The sequence below is a fragment of the Bacillus sp. SRB3LM genome (assembly GCF_015712745.1).
GTDB classification, from domain to species: Bacteria; Bacillota; Bacilli; order Bacillales; family Bacillaceae_G; genus Bacillus_A; species Bacillus_A thuringiensis_K.
The window spans coordinates 518,599-534,934 of the sequence record NZ_VWVQ01000078.1 but is presented as its reverse complement, the minus strand read 5'-3'; the positions used below and the strand labels follow the sequence as shown (position 1 = coordinate 534,934).

Sequence of the window (16,336 nt, the reverse complement as noted above, 5' to 3'; positions counted from 1 at the left end):
CCCTATCCCTATATTTTTATTAAGCTGATTTTTGTTGATAATGATCTACTTTTTTATTTTCAATTAATAAACTTATAAAAGTAAGTAAATAGACAACTGTAACCAATAATGGCATTACAGTAAATCCTTTTTCGCTTCTGCAACATTCATCTCACTATCTCCCCCAAAATATTTGTACTATAAAGTCACCTCAACCTCACCCATCCAATAACGCCAAGCTGCTAAATAATCTTCTAAATCTTTCGGGTGGTGCCGTAAACATGTATCTATACGCAAATATAATCCTATGACTATTTCTTCATATAAATCACGGTCTTTTTTATGAAATACACATTGTTTCATCGCATAATCGATTGTTTCTTTTGTTAAATCTTCCGGGGCTGAACAGAACGCATAAATTAAATCATATATAGGATCTCCTAACAATGGTAAAGGATCAATTACACCATGCAGCTCATTCTCTTTAAATATAAAGTTATGAAATCCAAGATCACCATGTAATAAAAACGGCTGATTTATTCCAGCGTCCCTATTTGCTAACTTAAGAACCGTTCTATACTCTTCTTCACTTATGTAACATCTTACATTTTCATGAGCTTCTATCACATTTGTTGTTAAAAATTCATTCCAAGATTGAACCGGATTTTCTTTCCATCCCCAGCCATCAACCTCTGTAGCTACTTCATACTTATTGATAACTTTCTTTACAAGTTTACAAAGAACACTCCGTTTATGGCCTAGTTTGCAAGAAGTTGTGCCCTCAAGGAATGAGTAAACAATATAGCGATTTAAAGGTTCCTTATATAAAAGCTTTGGAAATAATTCGTCCTTTTTATAAAACTGAAGAAAATAAGCTTCTTCACGTATGACATCCGATTCATTCAACTTTATAACGTATTGTTCATCTAACAAATATATAGTACTTGTCGTTCCCCCATTTAATGCTTTTACGCTATTTGGATAATGTGAAACAACTTTTTCCTTAACTAGTTGTGCAGTGATTATTGAAATGTCCATTCTCTCACCCTTCAACTCCGAATATTCCCTTAATTCAAAAGACAACTTTACTATTATTTGACAAACATAAGGGAATTTCCCCTAAAAATCTTAATATAACAAAAAAAAATTTTATTTCATTGCAACTGCTTCCTTCAATATTCCATTATATAGTTCATTCCATTTATGGTAATGCGATGTGATTTCTTCACTCCAAATGATCTTCATTTAATCTAGTAATTTCTATTGAATTATCTCTTTCTTTTAACTTATGAGCCAAACTTTCTACACCAAACACTTCTGTAAACGTATGACTGCCTACAATTAAATTAATTCCTTTAAATTTCGCATGTTGAACTGTATATAATGTTTTTTCACCGGTTATGTACGTGTCACACCCTTTCTCTAATGCACGCTCAATCAAATTTGTGTTGTTTCCTGCACCGGTTAAAATCGCAATCTGTTTTACTGGTTTATCGTGATTTCTCCAGCTCTTCACTTTCTCTTCCATTTTTTCTTCAAGTTTTCCAACTAAGTTTGAAAAAGGAATCGCTTCTTTATATTCTCCTATTCCCGGTAGTTCTTCTTCCTCATAGGTTGAATATTCCAGTATTGTATCTATCCCAATTTCGTTAAATAACGATGTACACGTGCCAAACTTTACAAAATCTAACGGCAAATGAATCCAAAAATGATTCATTTCATATTGCTTCAATTTCTCAATACAAGCCTCTTCCATACCAAATAAAAAACTCCACGGCGCATGATGTGTAACTATCATATCGACTCCATTTCGATACGCTTCTTCAATAGTTTCTAACGTTAAATTTGTTGTGTAACCGATTTTGTGAAACTCTTCTTTACTTATATAAGTAAAACCATATTCATCATCGCCATATTTATGAAGATGCTCTCCAAATAGTGATGTTATATGTTCTTTAAACTGCTTTATATTCATTTTTATTTCTCCTTTCATTTACTTTTATATTTCATAAATAAGGAAATACTAAATTACAACGTTACATACATATAGGAGGACAATATGAAACCTGAATTTTTAAAAGCTGTACATGATGCAATCGGAAATGTCGAACACATTCATATAGAGGAAAGCGGTGCTGACAGCTTACTTATTCATCATGATGATGCACAGCAGTTACAACAAGTTGCTAAGGCGTTAGAAAATAATAATTTCCGCTCCGCTTTAAGAACAACTGGAGATGCTTCGTACATTGAAGTATTGAACAGATAATGAAAGTCCGGATGTATTCCGGGCTTTCTTTTTTATCGCGCTATTCACCGAGCAGTAAGACCCCCACTGATTAAAGTTTCACTTTATATCGAAATTTCAAACTCTTTTACATACACCGCTGTTCCAGCAATATCTATTTGTAACTTTTCGTTTTCTATCCCTTTCGTTACATAAACAGTTACACGACCATCTTTATTTATTTCCTGTCCTTGTTCAACGATTAAACCCAATTCATGTTCAAAATCTTTCTCTAAATACTCCGCATAATACGCTCCCATTACACCTGAAGCTGTTCCTGTCACTGGATCTTCAGTCGTCCCAGCGTAAGCTGATGAAAAATGACGGCCGTGCATTTGTGCTAGTTCATCATAAGTTTCTAGACAAATGGGGTGAATAGAAGCATTAGGTATTTCTTTTAATACTGATGGAAATGCAGCATTATTAGGTGTCATTCTCTCACATGCATTAAGATTTTTAATCGGTACAATTACAGTCCAATTACCAGTACTTCCATATACAATCGGTAAACTTACATCTAAATCATTTACTTCTAAACCGATACTTTGAGCTAATTCTTCTTTTGAACCTGTAAATTCTTTAAACTGAGGTGCTGCCTGTCTCATTTTAATAAAGGTTTCTCCATTTTCATTTACACCTATTTGTATCGGTAAAATCCCAGCCTTCGTTTCAATCGTAAGGTTACTTTTCTCTTCTAATAAACCTTTTTCGCGCAAGGCAAATATCGTCCCTACTGTCCCATGACCACATAAATCCATTTCAAAACCAGGTGTAAAATAGCGCATTCTTATATCTCCTACTTCTGAGAAAAGAACAAAAGTTGTTTCGTTATATCCAACTTTTTCAGCAATAATTTGCATTTCCTCTTCCGTTAACCCACCTGCTTCTAATACAATACCTGCTGGATTTCCCTTATTTGGTTTATTCGTAAATGCGTCGTAATGAAATACGTTTATAGTCTTCATTTTCTTTTCTCCTAACCTTCTTTAAAGATTTTATAATAAAGCTCTATCTTCGTTTTCAACGAACAATTATTTCTCCAAAATATCCTCTGCATCTTTTCATTTGAAGTATGTGTGCTTCCAATGTAATAAGTAGCCCCCATTTCCTTTAACATATGCAACGATTGAAGATGCATATGGGAAGCAATTCCTTTCCCGCGATAATAAGGCATTACCCCAAAATAAAATAATCGTCCTTCACTTTCTGTTCCAGTTTCTATATGCGGTATGGACATACCAATTGGCTCATTTTTATCATAAAAAACAATACATGACTTTTCCCAGCCCGTACCTAACTCTGTTTGCACTGAATAAAAATGCTCATCGATAGTTAAAATTGAAGTTTGATTCCCTGAACCCGACATACATTGTTCCCAAATATATTTAAATTCTTTTTCCGCTAACGTTCCTTCTGCTATTGATTGATATGTATATTGTCTTTCAGGTCCTTCTACATTGTTCAATTCTCTACATACTTCTATCTTTGCGGCATACAAAGAAAAACCGGCATCAAGTAACACTCTCACACTTGAGTTATAACTACTAAACCTTTTGTTTAATACAATACTCGCTCTTTTTAACTCCCAATTAAAACAAACTTCTTCAAATCTACTTATCTTTTCTTTATAAGTTTGTACATCATAAAGAACATTCTCTTCTATCTCTTCAATCGTTACTGCATTTGGTAAGCCATTTAATACTTTTTTAGAAGGGCCAAATAGATTCTGAATGATTGCAAGATCGTATATCACCACTTCAATTCCCCCACACCAGGCTTAATAAACTTTCCTGAAATATCCTCATTTGAATCTATTACCCAATCATATATATTTTTTGCTCCTTCAGCCGGAGTCATATTCGCATCAAAGGCACCAATATCAGTTTTTAATTTTCCTGGGTGAATGGCAGTTACACGAATTCCTTTATTCTCAAACTCTTGTTGTAAGCAGAGTGTTAACATATTTTGTGCAGCTTTAGCAATTCGATATAAATATGAGAACTGGCCTTGCGGAAACTCTTTGTTCGCCATTTTATGTAATGATCCTAATCGAGAGGACACATTTATTATTCTCGGATGATTCGATTTAGCCAACGCCACATATGTACCTTTTACAGCCCGAATTACACCTAAGCAATGAATATTAAATAAGTTCGTTAACTCTTCTGAATTTGTATGTAAAATCTCAGTCTCCTTCCCAGTAATGCCAGCGTTATTTATAACTAGATCAACATACTCTGTATATTCCTCAAGCTGCTTCTTAATTTGCTCCGTACTCTCATCAGCCGATAAGTCTGCCATTATAGGAAAACATCTACCACTAAATATTTGCTTCAATTGCGTTACCGCAACCTCAGTTCTAACTAATGGATAAACGATATGCCCATTTTCATAAGATACTTTTACTAACTGTAATCCTAACCCGCGGCTGCCACCTGTAATAAACACTCTCATATATTCATCTCCTTATTTTTATAATAAATAAGAAAATCCATCCACTTACCATTCTCTAATGAAAACGCCTCTCTCTTGCATTCAAATGAAAAGCCTGCTCTTTCCGCAAGACGCACTGATGGCTGATTATCAACACATATATGTAATTCGATTCTATGAAAATCAAGGCTACTAAAAAATAACGGTAACGCAGCTTTCACACTTTCAACACCATATCCATTTCTCCAATATTGATTATGTATCGAGTATCCCATCATCGCCCATTGATAGTCCATACGTAAAATTTTTATTAGCTCTAGCTTTCCAATTTAGCTCCGTCTTCTTTACGAAAAATGCCTAATACATACATCTCATCTCTATGTGCTGCTTCATCAAAACCTCTTACCCATTCCGTGAACCATGCTTTTGTTGATGATGCCAGAACTTGATAGCAATCGTCATATTTATACTGCGATGGCAGTCTCTTGTTAAATCCATCTAACCAACTTTCATAATCACCTTTTTGAAATGGACGAATAATGAGTCTATCCGTCTCTACTTCTAATAACGGTAGCTTCATTTAATTTCATCCCTCGAATTATTAATTGAATATTCTTTATCATCTTACACAAAATACAAAATCTAGTAAATTATTATGTTTTTGATACATAAAAACCCAGTCATGCTTTATACATAACTGGGTTCTCCATCGTTTCATAATTTTCTATTTCACAAGAACTGCATCTCGTAATTCCCTCTTCAACACTTTTCCTAAAGCGTTTTTCGGCAACTCATCTATGAATACTACTTCTGGTATTTTATAACTTGCTAATTTCTCTTTGCAATACTGAAGAATACTTTCTTCTGTTAATGTTGTTTCGCTATCCTTCACAAGATAAGCTCTTGGAACCTCTCCCCAAAAGTCATCTGGAACTCCAACTACCGCAACTTCTAAAACACCATGTATTTCATGAATAACATCTTCTACCTGATCTGGATATACGTTGTCACCACCGCGTATAATAACGTCTTTATATCTTCCCATAATATGCAGGAATCCATCATCATCTATCATGCCAGCATCACCCATGTTAAACCAGTTATCTTTTACTACCTTCTTTGTCGCCTTTTCATTATTCCAATATCCTTTAAACATGTATGGACTTTTCACATGAATCTCTCCAACTTCATTTGTTGTTAGTTCATGTCCTGTTTCCGGATGAACAATTTTCACCTCTACATTTTTCAAGGTCTTTCCTACAGAAGACATCTTTTCTTTTCCCATCATTGGATGCCATGAGGTTACAACCCAACCTTCTGTACTACCATAGCCTTGCACCATATATATGCCTTTTTCCATATATTGTTGAATGAGTGTTTCTGGCACTTTTGTACCACCGCTTTGTGCTACTTTAAAGGTTGAAATGTTACGTTCTTTTTTATGTAGTTCATCAAGCATGTAGCTATAAACGGCTGGGAAAGCAAGCATCGTAGTAATTTTCTCTTCTTCAATCTTATCCCAAATAAGAGCAGGATTCGAATCAGCTAAGAAGATCATCGTAACGCCATGATAAATACAATTTAAAATAGAAAGCACGCCACTCATATGAAACAATGGATGCACAGATAAAAAGCGTTCACCTGCTGGGATTTCTCTTTGTCCCGCAATTTCAGCAAAATAATGATGTAAGTTTTTATGTCCAATTACACATGCTTTCGCCTGTCCAGTCGTTCCTGATGTAAACAAGTAAATGGCATCGTCTTCTTCATGAACTTCTACGTTCGGTTCTGTCGTTGGCTGTTTTTGCAACTCTAATTCAAATGAACCAAAGCCTTCTTTTGTCGTTTGAATTACATAAGGAATTTCTTTAACAGCATCAACCTTTAATAACACTTCACTAAATTCTTCATCAATAACTAACACTTTTAATTTCGCTTCTTTTACAATCGTTTCTAATTCATAAACAGTCAGCTGATGATTTAGCGGAATAAATACCGCTCCAATTTTTAAACTTGCCATCATAACGCTTGGAAATGGGTGATTGTTTTTGCATAGTATTCCTATACGATCTCCTCTTTGCACACCATTATGTAACAAATAATGTGCAAACTGATTTACTCGTTCATTATATTGCTGAAACGAATATCTTTTCTTCCCCCCTACAAGCGCTTCCAAACTTGGTGATTGCATTGCTCTCTTTTGTAATAATTGTCGCATCGTTCTCAAGTAAAACTCCCCTTTATATATGTTAGGTTTTTTATTTTACCAGATTAACTATTAATTTACTAAAGATTACACTTAGTGAATATAAGAAGAATATAAAATAGCCATTTACTTTACAAGTAAATGGCTATTTCCCATTATATATTAGAATACTTCTTGTTCATCACATATTGCACATACTCAGGTGCACTTTTATCAATCTCTTCATCACTTAGTTTATATTCTGCACCATATAAATAAAAGGAAGGTATAAATTCCATACCTGTGTATAAGCATGTAGCTTGGAATGGTTTCGTCAACTCATCCATTGTAATTCCACTATTTTCATAGTCTTTTTCTAATCCACCTATAGAAATAGCTACACCAAATTCTTTCCCCTTCACTTTATCTCCTTTAGATCCGTACGCAAATCCATATGTTAATACATCATCGAACCATTTTTTTAATAATGGTGGTGAGCTGTACCAGTAAAGCGGAAATTGAAATATATATCTGTCATGTGCTACTAATAACTTTTGCTCTTCTTCAATATTAAACTCCCAATTCGGTGCCACTTTATACAATTCATGCACCGTAATTTCATCCGAATATTTCTCAAGTTCTTCAATCCATCTTTTATTAATTTTTGATTTTTCAATATCAGGATGTGCTACAATTACAAGTGTTTTCATCTTTTTTCATCCCCTTTATAAATTATTCAACCCTTTACGTATTAGTATGAATGAGTCACATATAATTGAAAAGTACGTACTTTAAAGTGCTATAGGAACCTTAAAGTACCTGTGGAGGTGTTATATGAATCAAAATGATGACTGCCCAATTGCAACTACACTCGATGTAATCGGTGGAAAATGGAAAGTTCATATTTTATGTGTCTTAATAGATGGAAAAATGCGAACAAATGAAATCCGACGAGAAATTCCAAACATTACGCAAAAAGTTCTTACACAACAACTTCGGCAACTTGAAGCTGATGGTATTATCCATCGTACTGCATATCAAGAAGTTCCACCAAAGGTTGAGTACACACTAAGTGAATACGGAAAATCTTTAATGCAAATTATGGATGAATTATGTGAATGGGGGAAAGATCATCAAATGAAAAGATTACATGACTAAAAAAACATTACCGTCTTTATTAAATATTCTACATTCATATTAGTAGTTCAATATTTCTACTGAAATTTTATATTAGAGGGACTCCAACAACTCGTAATTTAGAACCCCAAATCTTTCAGAAGTAAAAAACAATAACATTCATCTATATCTTTATAACAAAAGTATCCTATACTTTTCACCTTATATTTTACTCGGACATTTTTTATTAATTGAACCGCATCCTAGTTGTTAGACATATAGTCAACAATTTGAGATGTGGTTTTATTAGTCGAATAACAGTTCTCATCAACTTTAATAATCATGACTGCACACAAAATACTTTGCAAAGAATTCCTGTACAAGCTGATTTTTCACATAGACTTACCAAATAGCATTTTTATAAAAAACTTCTCACATTTGAATTGTACAAGCATATTTTATTATATGGGGACTCCCTACTCATAGAAAACTACCTTTCTACTCTAAGAGCGCGCATATTTGTGTGCTCTTAAATTATTTACAATAAAATAAAGAGTTTATTAATTTTCTTAATTCACTATCAGAAAAGTACCCATAATAATATCTTTATATTTATCTATTATTTTTTATAAAACTATATTATTTTGGAGTTGGTTAATACGTTACAAAAAACTGACCGTGTAATCATTATGGTCCCTCCATTTTCACAAGTGTTTGTTACATTTTACTCATCATCAGGAGAACTTCTTTCATCACAAATCTTATCTAATACCTCTCCACATCCTGTATCAATGTATGCACTTAATGAAATGGAAAGCGAATTATTTGAAGTCGAGTTAAAACCACTACTACCTCATTAAAACTACGAATAGCGGAAAGACCTTTACAACTCCCACATGGAACTATAGCAGTAGCATTTTTAGTAAAAATAGCACAAGCATAAGAAGCTACAGCCTTTAATGCAAACGCCATTACATATCAATGCTACCCAATGGCTACTGCTGCAGACACGCTATATAGCTTTAACTACAACTATGTAGACTTCTCCTAGGAACTTCATTTTAGTTTCCAAGGAAACTAAAATGAAGTATAATTATATATGTACAATAGATAGCATTTATAAATCTATTTACAATTTTTCACATTAGCTCTTAAACAATTAAATAAATGGAGGGCATGATATGGACAATTATTATGATGTAGCGGTAGTTGGTGGTGGTCCAGTTGGGCTTATGGCAGCATGTGAATTAGCTATTCAAGGCGTAAAAGTTGTTGTTTTAGAGAGAAGATTAGACCGGGTACGAAATTCTAGAGCACTCACACTACACCCCCGCTCCTTAGAATTGATGGCTATGAGAGGTATTGCAGATCGATTTTTAGCTAGAGGCAAGAAATTAAATACAAGTCATTTTGCTGCCTTAGATACAAGATTAAACTTTAAAAATTTAAATACTGATTTTCCGTATACACTTTTTATTCCCCAATCTATTACAGAAGAAATATTAGAAGAACGTGCATTAGAATTAGGTGTAGTCATTAAACGTGGGCATACTCTGAAAGACTTAAAACAATATGAAACATTCGTACAACTAGAAATAGAACAAAGAGAAACAATATATAAAATAGAAGTTCCATATGTAATAGGAGCTGACGGAGCAAGAAGTAAAGTTCGTGAATTATCAAATATACCGTTTAATGGAACAAACACAACAACTACTGCTATATTAGGTGATGTTATTTTAGAAAATATACCAGATACTCCATTTTTATCTACTTCTAATATAAATGGGATATTAATGATGGTACCTATTACACCTGATGTATTTCGTTTTGCAATTGTTGATCCTAAGAATCAGACAATACCCGTTCATGTTGCTGTTACAGAAAAAGAGTTTATAGATAGTATTTATAGTATTACAGGTGAACATCTTCAAATTAAGAGCACAATATGGCTTTCTCGTTTTGGCAATGCAACCAAACTAGCAAATACTTATCAACATAAGCGTGTATTCTTAGCAGGGGATGCAGCACATATTCATTTCCCTGCTGGAGGACAAGGTTTGAATGTAGGCCTACAAGATGCTTTTAATATAGGCTGGAAATTAGGGCTCGCAATAAAACAAAAAAAATATGAAAGTCTATTAGAAAGTTATCATATTGAAAGACATGCTGTGGGAAAACAATTTTTCAAGGAAGTACAAGCGCAAGAACAATTAATGATAAACTTTTCAAACGCAGGAATGGAATTAAGGGATTTATTTTCGCACTTACTTACATATCCCGAGATAAATCACGATTTATCTGAAAGAGTAAGTGGGTTAGGGGTAATGTATTCATCGATGCACGATACAGAAAGACATCCATTGATAGGAAAAAGATGTACAAATCTCACTATTTCTTCTCTAAATAAGAAAAGTTATAAACTCTTTGAATTAATGAAAGATGGTAACTTTATTTTATTAATACACCCTTCTTATATAGATAAGATAAATAAAATGAATATTGATTCGCACATAAAGGTAGTTGTAGGAGAAATACAAGATTCTGAGTTAAAAAATATAGATACTATTTTGATTCGACCAGATGGTCACATTGCCGACATTGAGTATACCAAGATAGATAACTGGGAATATTCCTGAAAAACGATTATCAACCGTATTAGTGATACAATATAAATTCACTTTTATAAAACGAAAAGAATCCTATTTATTTAGGATTCTTTTCGTTTTGCCCATCTCACTATTTATAAAAACATGTCCACAAGGGAAAAATATTAAACTTACAGTTAACTATAAAATTCCGCTCTGATGTACTACAAAAAACTCCCACCTACATACTCTCATAATCAAAAATATTTTTCTCTATTTCATATAAAGTATGATAAGCATCCATAAAGATAAAGCACAAAGGATAGCAAGCACTATACGAGTAGATAGTACCCTTACTTCGAAATCGGTTTTCTTGGATGGTTCAGGATATGCAATTACATAAATCCCTTTTAATAGTGCGAGCCATGCAATAAGTGTAATGAGTCCCTGCCAATTAAGTGTCCAAACATTATGTAGGATAACAGTACCTAACCCAAGGAAAATTGATAGAAAGCCATATATAATTCCAAATCCTCTGTCTTCTACCACTAATTTTTCTTCTCTAATTTTAATTTATTAACAATGTAAGATACCAATGTATTCAATGGAGTAATAATAGTCTTAGATGTTTTATACTCAACTTGCTTAGATGCATCAACCATAGATAATTGAGCAACAGAGATAAATTTCTTTTCATCTTTAATGATTTGATTTAAGAACTTTGTAACTTCTTGGTTGTATTCTTTTTTTAATCCTTTCATTATCAATTCAAAAACACTATTTATGACAACAACCTCTAAATCTAAAGATTTTTGAAGGCTATTAGCATGATGTTTAAGACGTTCTACTGTGCCTTCAACAGTTGCAGGATTTGTAAAAACAATTGTCTGAGGTTGCTGTATATTGCATATGTAATCAAAGAAAGGTACATCAATTTTAATAATTGGCACTGATATTAAGTCTTGGTCTTCATGTAAAATTGCAATATAATTTGTACAAGTAATAAGGATAGCATCAACATTACATTGAGCAATCCATTCTATTTGCTCTTTAACTTTAAATTGAGCATCTGATTCTTGAAATTTTTCATTGGATGTAACCTGATACATTAATGCCGGGTCAACAAAATGGATTAATTCAATGTTAAATGAGGTAAGTGCCTTTTCTATATATTCTATATTTGAATAATGGGCATGTAAGCATCCTAACCTTTTTCTCAAATCCATTCCACCTTTATTATATTTTCGCTTATTCTATCAGTATGCGAATCCACGTGTCTACTGAAATTGAGACCTTTTCTTACATTCTATAAAATGCACCTTTAACTGAACAATTTATTTTCACTAAATAGTTCCTTAATTGATTTTTTTAATAAATAAGGTAACAAGTAATTTTGCAAAATCTAGGATGCAGAGGATTTAAGTTATATTTTTTTGCATATTGAGCATGTTGATCTTTCCACTTAGGAATTAAGCCTGTGTGGACTTACTTTGACTCCAGACCTATTGCTAGTTTGTCAAACGTTTAAGGTAATCAAAATTTATAAAGATAGCGTATAAATTGAAACCAAAACATTCTTCCTTTTATTACAGATATTAAAAAATATGGTATAAAAATCCCGTTTTATACCATATTTTCAAACAATTATTTTATTTATTAAGGAACTTTACTTCAGATCTTCACTTGTGTAAAAACCTTAAAAATTCTCTCCATAGAATTGCTTTCCTATCCTTTTCTTAATTTTGACGTCTAGAAATCAGCATTTAAACTAAACATGCTAATATTGATTTTGTGCGATTGTCAGTTACCTCATAATAAATTTCTAATCCTTTCCGAGTACCTGTAACCATTTTAGCAGCTTTTAGTTTAGATAAATGTTGACTAATTGTACTTTGAGGCATTTCCAAATCCCCATACATTGTTGTTACATTAGTAGGACCTTTTGCAAGCATTATTTTTACTAAAGATAGACGAACTGGATGCGCCAATACCTTTAACACCTCAGCGATTTCTTGAAACATTTCTTTTTTTTCTTTCATCTTATTTCTCCCCTTTTATATGCATATTTATGTTATCCATATATATAATTCGAAGGTATATGCGTTTTTGTGTCCGTCATTTTAAAAAAATATAAAAAAACTTTAATCCGAAACTAAAAGATTAGCTTAACATAATGTCTCACTATTAATGATGAATAGGAATCTCGTTATAGAAACACCAGTTTTTATGCTACAACTCTACATTCAACTAACTAAAATCAATGAAAAAAAGAGCAGATAGTCTGCTCTCTTATGATGCCTCCTTATGTTCCGTGGAATGTTTAACACTCCCCATTCTCTTTAGTTTATTCCATCCTACCGCTACGCCTCGAATAGATGAGAATATAGATTTAATGACAACATAAGTCATAAATTGACGATAAATAAAGCGTTGTAAAATTAACCACACTAACGGTTTAGGGTCCTCTTTCTCTAATTTAAATGCAAACAGAGATGCAAAAAGGTCTAATAAAAAGAATATAAGATAAAACCCTAACACTTTTAGCGGATTGCTACCAAACAGCCCCATAATCATTAAAATATCTGCAAAAGGAGCAATGAATTGCAGAACATATTGGAATAACCACATGTTAGGCAATGCAATAAATCCTAACGTTTTATGTTTTGTATGAAACACTGCTTTTCGATGTTTCCAAAGACATTGGAGTGTACCATATGACCAACGATATCGCTGTTTAATTAGACTTTTCACATCTTCAGGTGATTCCGTAAAAGCATAGGCCTTTTCTTCATATACAATTTTATATCCTTGACGTAAAAATGTAATAGTAAGATCCGTATCTTCTGCTAACGTATCCTCACTTAAATATCCAGATTCAACTACATTTTTTTTACGCCATGCTCCAATAGCTCCTGGAACTACTGTAATACAATTTAACTCATCAAAAGCTCTACGTTCTAAATTAAACCCGGTAATATACTCAACATGTTGCCAAGTAGTTAACAAGTTTCGTCTATTTCCCACTTTGACATTACCTGAAACTGCTGCTACATTCTGATTTTCAAAGTGTCTAATCATGAGAGAAATAGCGTCTTGCGCAATAATAGTATCCGCATCTAATGTGACAATAATCTCTCCTCGAGATTGTTGAAACCCTAGGTTCATTGCCGATGATTTCCCGCCGTTTTCTTTCTGAATGAAACGAACTTTAGGGTGTTTATAAAATGTTTCTTGCATTACTTTTGACGTACCATCTGTCGATCCGTCATCCACAACAATAACTTCAAATTCTCCATACTTACTATCCAAAATTGAGCGAATTGTCTTAGCTATCACCTTTTCTTCATTATATGCTGCTATGACAACACTAACAAAAGGTTGGTAGGACGAATTAATAGAGCGAGATAACGTTTTTCTTTTTTGCTTCCATGCAAAATAAATTAAGAATAAGAATCGAAAAATCCCTAATCCAATAGCAATATAAAAAATAGTTGTTAATATATGTTTAAAGTATCCCGCCCCTGAAAAGACAGCTTTATTGTAAAGTAAATATTGCTCACCCTCAGAAGAAACTGGGGGCATAATTTCATCTCGTTCTTTATTCATTAAATCTGAAATTGTTACAAAACTATATCCATGCTTTTTAAGCTCTTTAATAATGATCGGCAACGCCTCTACCGTATGGGTACGATTCCCTCCCGCATCATGGAGAAGAATAATATTTCCTTCTCCCTTATAAACGGGATTAAGAGCACGCTTTACTAATTCATTAGTTGATGGTGTTGCCCAGTCCTCAGGATCCACTTTTTCTGCTACCATTGTATAGTTCATATTTTGTGCCCGTAAAATAGGCATTATTTCATTTGAGGAATCCGGGTTAGCATCCGCTTCGTATGGTGGCCTAAACAAAACTGTAGAATGCCCAGTTATTTCCTGGATCAGACGTTGCGTCGTATTAAGTTCTACTTTTGTTCGTAGTAAAGACGTATCAGCTACGTTAGGATGCTTGAAAGTATGATTGCCAATTTCATGCCCTTCATCGTATATTCTTTTTACAATACTAGGATTTAGTTGTGCGTTTTCACCAAGGACAAAAAAAGCAGCTTTTATTTTATTCTCTTTTAATATATCTAAAATTTCTGGCGTATATTTCGGGTCTGGTCCATCATCAAATGTTAATACTACTTGTTTCCCTTTCGGTTTTCCATATCGTTGCACTTCGTATGCAGATGGTAAAGATTGATATACTTCATCTGTAAGATAACCATCTTTGCCTACTTTAAAATCTCTCAATCCATTTTGCTTTTCATTCTCAATCTGTAAAATTTCACCTTGTCCAGAATAATTCACTTCATCTAAACTAGTGATTTTATGTAATACATCAGGATTTTTTTGTGCCTCAATCGGATTTTTTAAAACTTTCCATATTGTAGGATCTTCTGCTCCTAATCTCCATAACGCAAACCCCTTTGCATTGTTGTCCATTGCGATTTTCACTTGATTATAGAGAGTAACACTGTCTAAGAACCAAGCAGTATGTTCTTTCTCTCCTGTTTTATATCTAAAATAAGGATTTCCACTCATGTTATCCCATTGAATTTTCATATTGGAATCATTCGCCATTGTCATAACTTCTGAAAAAGTTAAAGACTTCGCAGGTTTTTTACTATTTATTTCCCAATCATATCCGTAGTTACCGAAAGCAACTATAAGTTTATTAGACGGAATATTCAGTTCATTCAATGTATGTTGGAACCACTTATTTGAAGCAATTGGTCCTGGTTCCCCCGCTCCATAGTGCTCATCGTACATCATTACAATCATACGATCTATTATTTTTGCTAATGCACCATAATCAAAAGCCTTATCATTAGCTGGAACATCTTGTGTAACGAGCAAATCATGTTTATGAAAGACCGTAGTAAGTTCTTTCATAAAATTTGTTAAGTTTTCTCTATCACTTTCAGGTACGGCCTCAAAGTCAATATTAATACCTGAAAACTGACTCTTTTTAACTTCGCTTACTAAATCATTAATAAATTTCGTCTTCACATCATTCGGCGAATTCAGTAACTTATGGATAAGATCACTATCAGGGCCAGAAGCTTTTTCTGTATAGTTAGTAAGTAACGGCATAATTTTCACATGATTTTTTTTTGCTAGTTTTACAATCTCAGGTTTTATCTCACTTCTAATCGTTAAATCTTCTTTTAAATGATACCATTCTGGTACTAACGTGGTTAATGAATTGATATTTTCTTTTAAAGACGCTGTACTATTTTCATCCCAGTTTACATAAAAACCATACACTTCTTTACGTTGTTTACTATCGTTTGTCGAATTCACCAAATTTTTATTATCCTTCATTTCGGTATTTGGCTTGAATTCTCCCTTCTTTAACTGCTCTTCACTAAGTTTTTGATTAATTGGTACAAGTTTCGTATCTTGTTTTACAGTAGGATTCATGTTTGGAATTTCTGGTGTTGAAAAAATACTTTGAAAGAAAAAATAAAATACAACACCTACACTAACTATTGAGATACATAGAAACCAAATAAAGGCTATGTTTCTCCTTCCTTTCGGATCATAAAAAACAGGTTTTTCTTTATCTTTCTCTTGTTGAATGTTTTTCTCCATTATATTTTTCACATACTCCTTCTTAATAGAACTATAGAATAATAAAGTGAAACTTTAATTAGCCTCACCAATCTAACATTTATAAGCAGCCCAACTCCCATCTAACTTCTT

13 protein-coding genes and 3 pseudogenes are annotated in these 16,336 nt (G+C 33.1%); 3 read left to right on the top strand and 13 right to left on the bottom strand.

All coding sequences use genetic code 11. The features are described 5' to 3' along the window. Positions 1-19 precede the first annotated feature (19 nt). The 3 genes and pseudogenes from F3I02_RS35175 to F3I02_RS26265 form a co-directional block, all read right to left on the bottom strand. Positions 20-136: pseudogene (locus F3I02_RS35175) on the bottom strand (DUF7010 family protein); the annotation flags it as partial. A gap of 41 nt (positions 137-177) precedes the next feature. Next, on the bottom strand, positions 178-1,017 hold the full coding sequence (locus F3I02_RS26270; protein ID WP_074593348.1) for a phosphotransferase: 840 nt from the start codon (positions 1,015-1,017) through the stop codon (positions 178-180). A gap of 187 nt (positions 1,018-1,204) precedes the next feature. Then, positions 1,205-1,954 (bottom strand): Nif3-like dinuclear metal center hexameric protein, encoded by a 750-nt coding sequence (locus F3I02_RS26265; RefSeq protein ID WP_046945738.1) that lies wholly within the window; start codon positions 1,952-1,954, stop codon positions 1,205-1,207. Positions 1,955-2,038: 84 nt separating this feature from the next. On the opposite strand from F3I02_RS26265, the gene F3I02_RS26260 reads away from it, so the two are divergent. Then, on the top strand, positions 2,039-2,248 hold the full coding sequence (locus F3I02_RS26260; protein ID WP_000801650.1) for a hypothetical protein: 210 nt from the start codon (positions 2,039-2,041) through the stop codon (positions 2,246-2,248). A gap of 83 nt (positions 2,249-2,331) precedes the next feature. On the opposite strand, the gene F3I02_RS26255 is transcribed toward F3I02_RS26260, so the two are convergent. From F3I02_RS26255 to F3I02_RS26230, 6 genes and pseudogenes are all read right to left on the bottom strand, one after another. After that, positions 2,332-3,231, bottom strand: coding sequence for a PhzF family phenazine biosynthesis isomerase (locus F3I02_RS26255; RefSeq protein WP_000849333.1), 900 nt, complete (start codon positions 3,229-3,231; stop codon positions 2,332-2,334). Positions 3,232-3,242: 11 nt separating this feature from the next. Continuing rightward, a complete protein-coding gene (locus F3I02_RS26250) occupies positions 3,243-4,019 on the bottom strand; it encodes a GNAT family N-acetyltransferase (RefSeq protein WP_142237953.1) in 777 nt (258 codons plus the stop codon). Further along, positions 4,016-4,720: an SDR family NAD(P)-dependent oxidoreductase gene (locus tag F3I02_RS26245; RefSeq protein WP_074593346.1), complete on the bottom strand. Its 705-nt coding sequence runs from the start codon at positions 4,718-4,720 to the stop codon at positions 4,016-4,018. Before F3I02_RS26245 ends, F3I02_RS26250 begins: the two co-directional genes overlap by 4 nt. Further along, positions 4,717-5,279: pseudogene (locus F3I02_RS26240) on the bottom strand (GNAT family N-acetyltransferase). The gene F3I02_RS26245 and the pseudogene F3I02_RS26240 overlap by 4 nt, the downstream one beginning before the upstream one ends. A 144-nt stretch (positions 5,280-5,423) precedes the next feature. After that, positions 5,424-6,917, bottom strand: a complete 1,494-nt coding sequence (locus F3I02_RS26235; RefSeq protein WP_074593390.1) for a class I adenylate-forming enzyme family protein — start codon at positions 6,915-6,917, stop codon at positions 5,424-5,426. Positions 6,918-7,060: 143 nt separating this feature from the next. Beyond that, entirely contained in the window at positions 7,061-7,594 is a 534-nt protein-coding gene (locus F3I02_RS26230) for an NAD(P)H-dependent oxidoreductase (RefSeq protein ID WP_196478570.1), read from the bottom strand. Positions 7,595-7,718: 124 nt separating this feature from the next. Between F3I02_RS26230 and F3I02_RS26225 the strand changes: the two genes are divergently transcribed. Continuing rightward, on the top strand, positions 7,719-8,042 hold the full coding sequence (locus F3I02_RS26225; protein WP_001072961.1) for a winged helix-turn-helix transcriptional regulator: 324 nt from the start codon (positions 7,719-7,721) through the stop codon (positions 8,040-8,042). 1,139 nt (positions 8,043-9,181) lie between these two features. Beyond that, a complete protein-coding gene (locus tag F3I02_RS26220) occupies positions 9,182-10,639 on the top strand; it encodes an FAD-dependent oxidoreductase (RefSeq protein ID WP_000371166.1) in 1,458 nt (485 codons plus the stop codon). 222 nt (positions 10,640-10,861) lie between these two features. Here the strand turns inward: F3I02_RS26220 and F3I02_RS26215 are convergent. From F3I02_RS26215 to F3I02_RS26200, 4 genes and pseudogenes are all read right to left on the bottom strand, one after another. Next, a pseudogene (locus tag F3I02_RS26215) lies at positions 10,862-11,146 on the bottom strand (hypothetical protein); the annotation flags it as partial. Continuing rightward, entirely contained in the window at positions 11,137-11,814 is a 678-nt protein-coding gene (locus F3I02_RS26210) for a hypothetical protein (RefSeq protein WP_003302066.1), read from the bottom strand. The gene F3I02_RS26210 and the pseudogene F3I02_RS26215, both read right to left, overlap by 10 nt. Positions 11,815-12,351: 537 nt before the next feature. Next, positions 12,352-12,627 carry an ArsR/SmtB family transcription factor gene (locus F3I02_RS26205; protein WP_000660065.1) on the bottom strand — a complete coding sequence of 92 codons (276 nt, stop codon included), beginning with the start codon at positions 12,625-12,627 and terminating at the stop codon, positions 12,352-12,354. A 250-nt stretch (positions 12,628-12,877) separates the two neighbouring features. Next, positions 12,878-16,225 carry a trifunctional glycoside hydrolase family 18/polysaccharide deacetylase/glycosyltransferase family 2 protein gene (locus F3I02_RS26200; protein ID WP_196478600.1) on the bottom strand — a complete coding sequence of 1,116 codons (3,348 nt, stop codon included), beginning with the start codon at positions 16,223-16,225 and terminating at the stop codon, positions 12,878-12,880. Between the last annotated feature and the right edge of the window lie 111 nt (positions 16,226-16,336).

What these genes read in the sequence shown, in the direction of transcription:
- F3I02_RS26270 (WP_074593348.1), bottom strand. Translation starts at nt 1,017, where the DNA reads ATGGACATTTCAATAATCACTGCACAACTAGTTAAGGAAAAAGTTGTT.
- F3I02_RS26265 (WP_046945738.1), bottom strand. Translation starts at nt 1,954, where the DNA reads ATGAATATAAAGCAGTTTAAAGAACATATAACATCACTATTTGGAGAG.
- F3I02_RS26260 (WP_000801650.1), top strand. Translation starts at nt 2,039, where the DNA reads ATGAAACCTGAATTTTTAAAAGCTGTACATGATGCAATCGGAAATGTC.
- F3I02_RS26255 (WP_000849333.1), bottom strand. Translation starts at nt 3,231, where the DNA reads ATGAAGACTATAAACGTATTTCATTACGACGCATTTACGAATAAACCA.
- F3I02_RS26245 (WP_074593346.1), bottom strand. Translation starts at nt 4,720, where the DNA reads ATGAGAGTGTTTATTACAGGTGGCAGCCGCGGGTTAGGATTACAGTTA.
- F3I02_RS26235 (WP_074593390.1), bottom strand. Translation starts at nt 6,917, where the DNA reads ATGCGACAATTATTACAAAAGAGAGCAATGCAATCACCAAGTTTGGAA.
- F3I02_RS26230 (WP_196478570.1), bottom strand. Translation starts at nt 7,594, where the DNA reads ATGAAAACACTTGTAATTGTAGCACATCCTGATATTGAAAAATCAAAA.
- F3I02_RS26225 (WP_001072961.1), top strand. Translation starts at nt 7,719, where the DNA reads ATGAATCAAAATGATGACTGCCCAATTGCAACTACACTCGATGTAATC.
- F3I02_RS26220 (WP_000371166.1), top strand. Translation starts at nt 9,182, where the DNA reads ATGGACAATTATTATGATGTAGCGGTAGTTGGTGGTGGTCCAGTTGGG.
- F3I02_RS26210 (WP_003302066.1), bottom strand. Translation starts at nt 11,814, where the DNA reads ATGGATTTGAGAAAAAGGTTAGGATGCTTACATGCCCATTATTCAAAT.
- F3I02_RS26205 (WP_000660065.1), bottom strand. Translation starts at nt 12,627, where the DNA reads ATGAAAGAAAAAAAAGAAATGTTTCAAGAAATCGCTGAGGTGTTAAAG.
- F3I02_RS26200 (WP_196478600.1), bottom strand. Translation starts at nt 16,225, where the DNA reads ATGGAGAAAAACATTCAACAAGAGAAAGATAAAGAAAAACCTGTTTTT.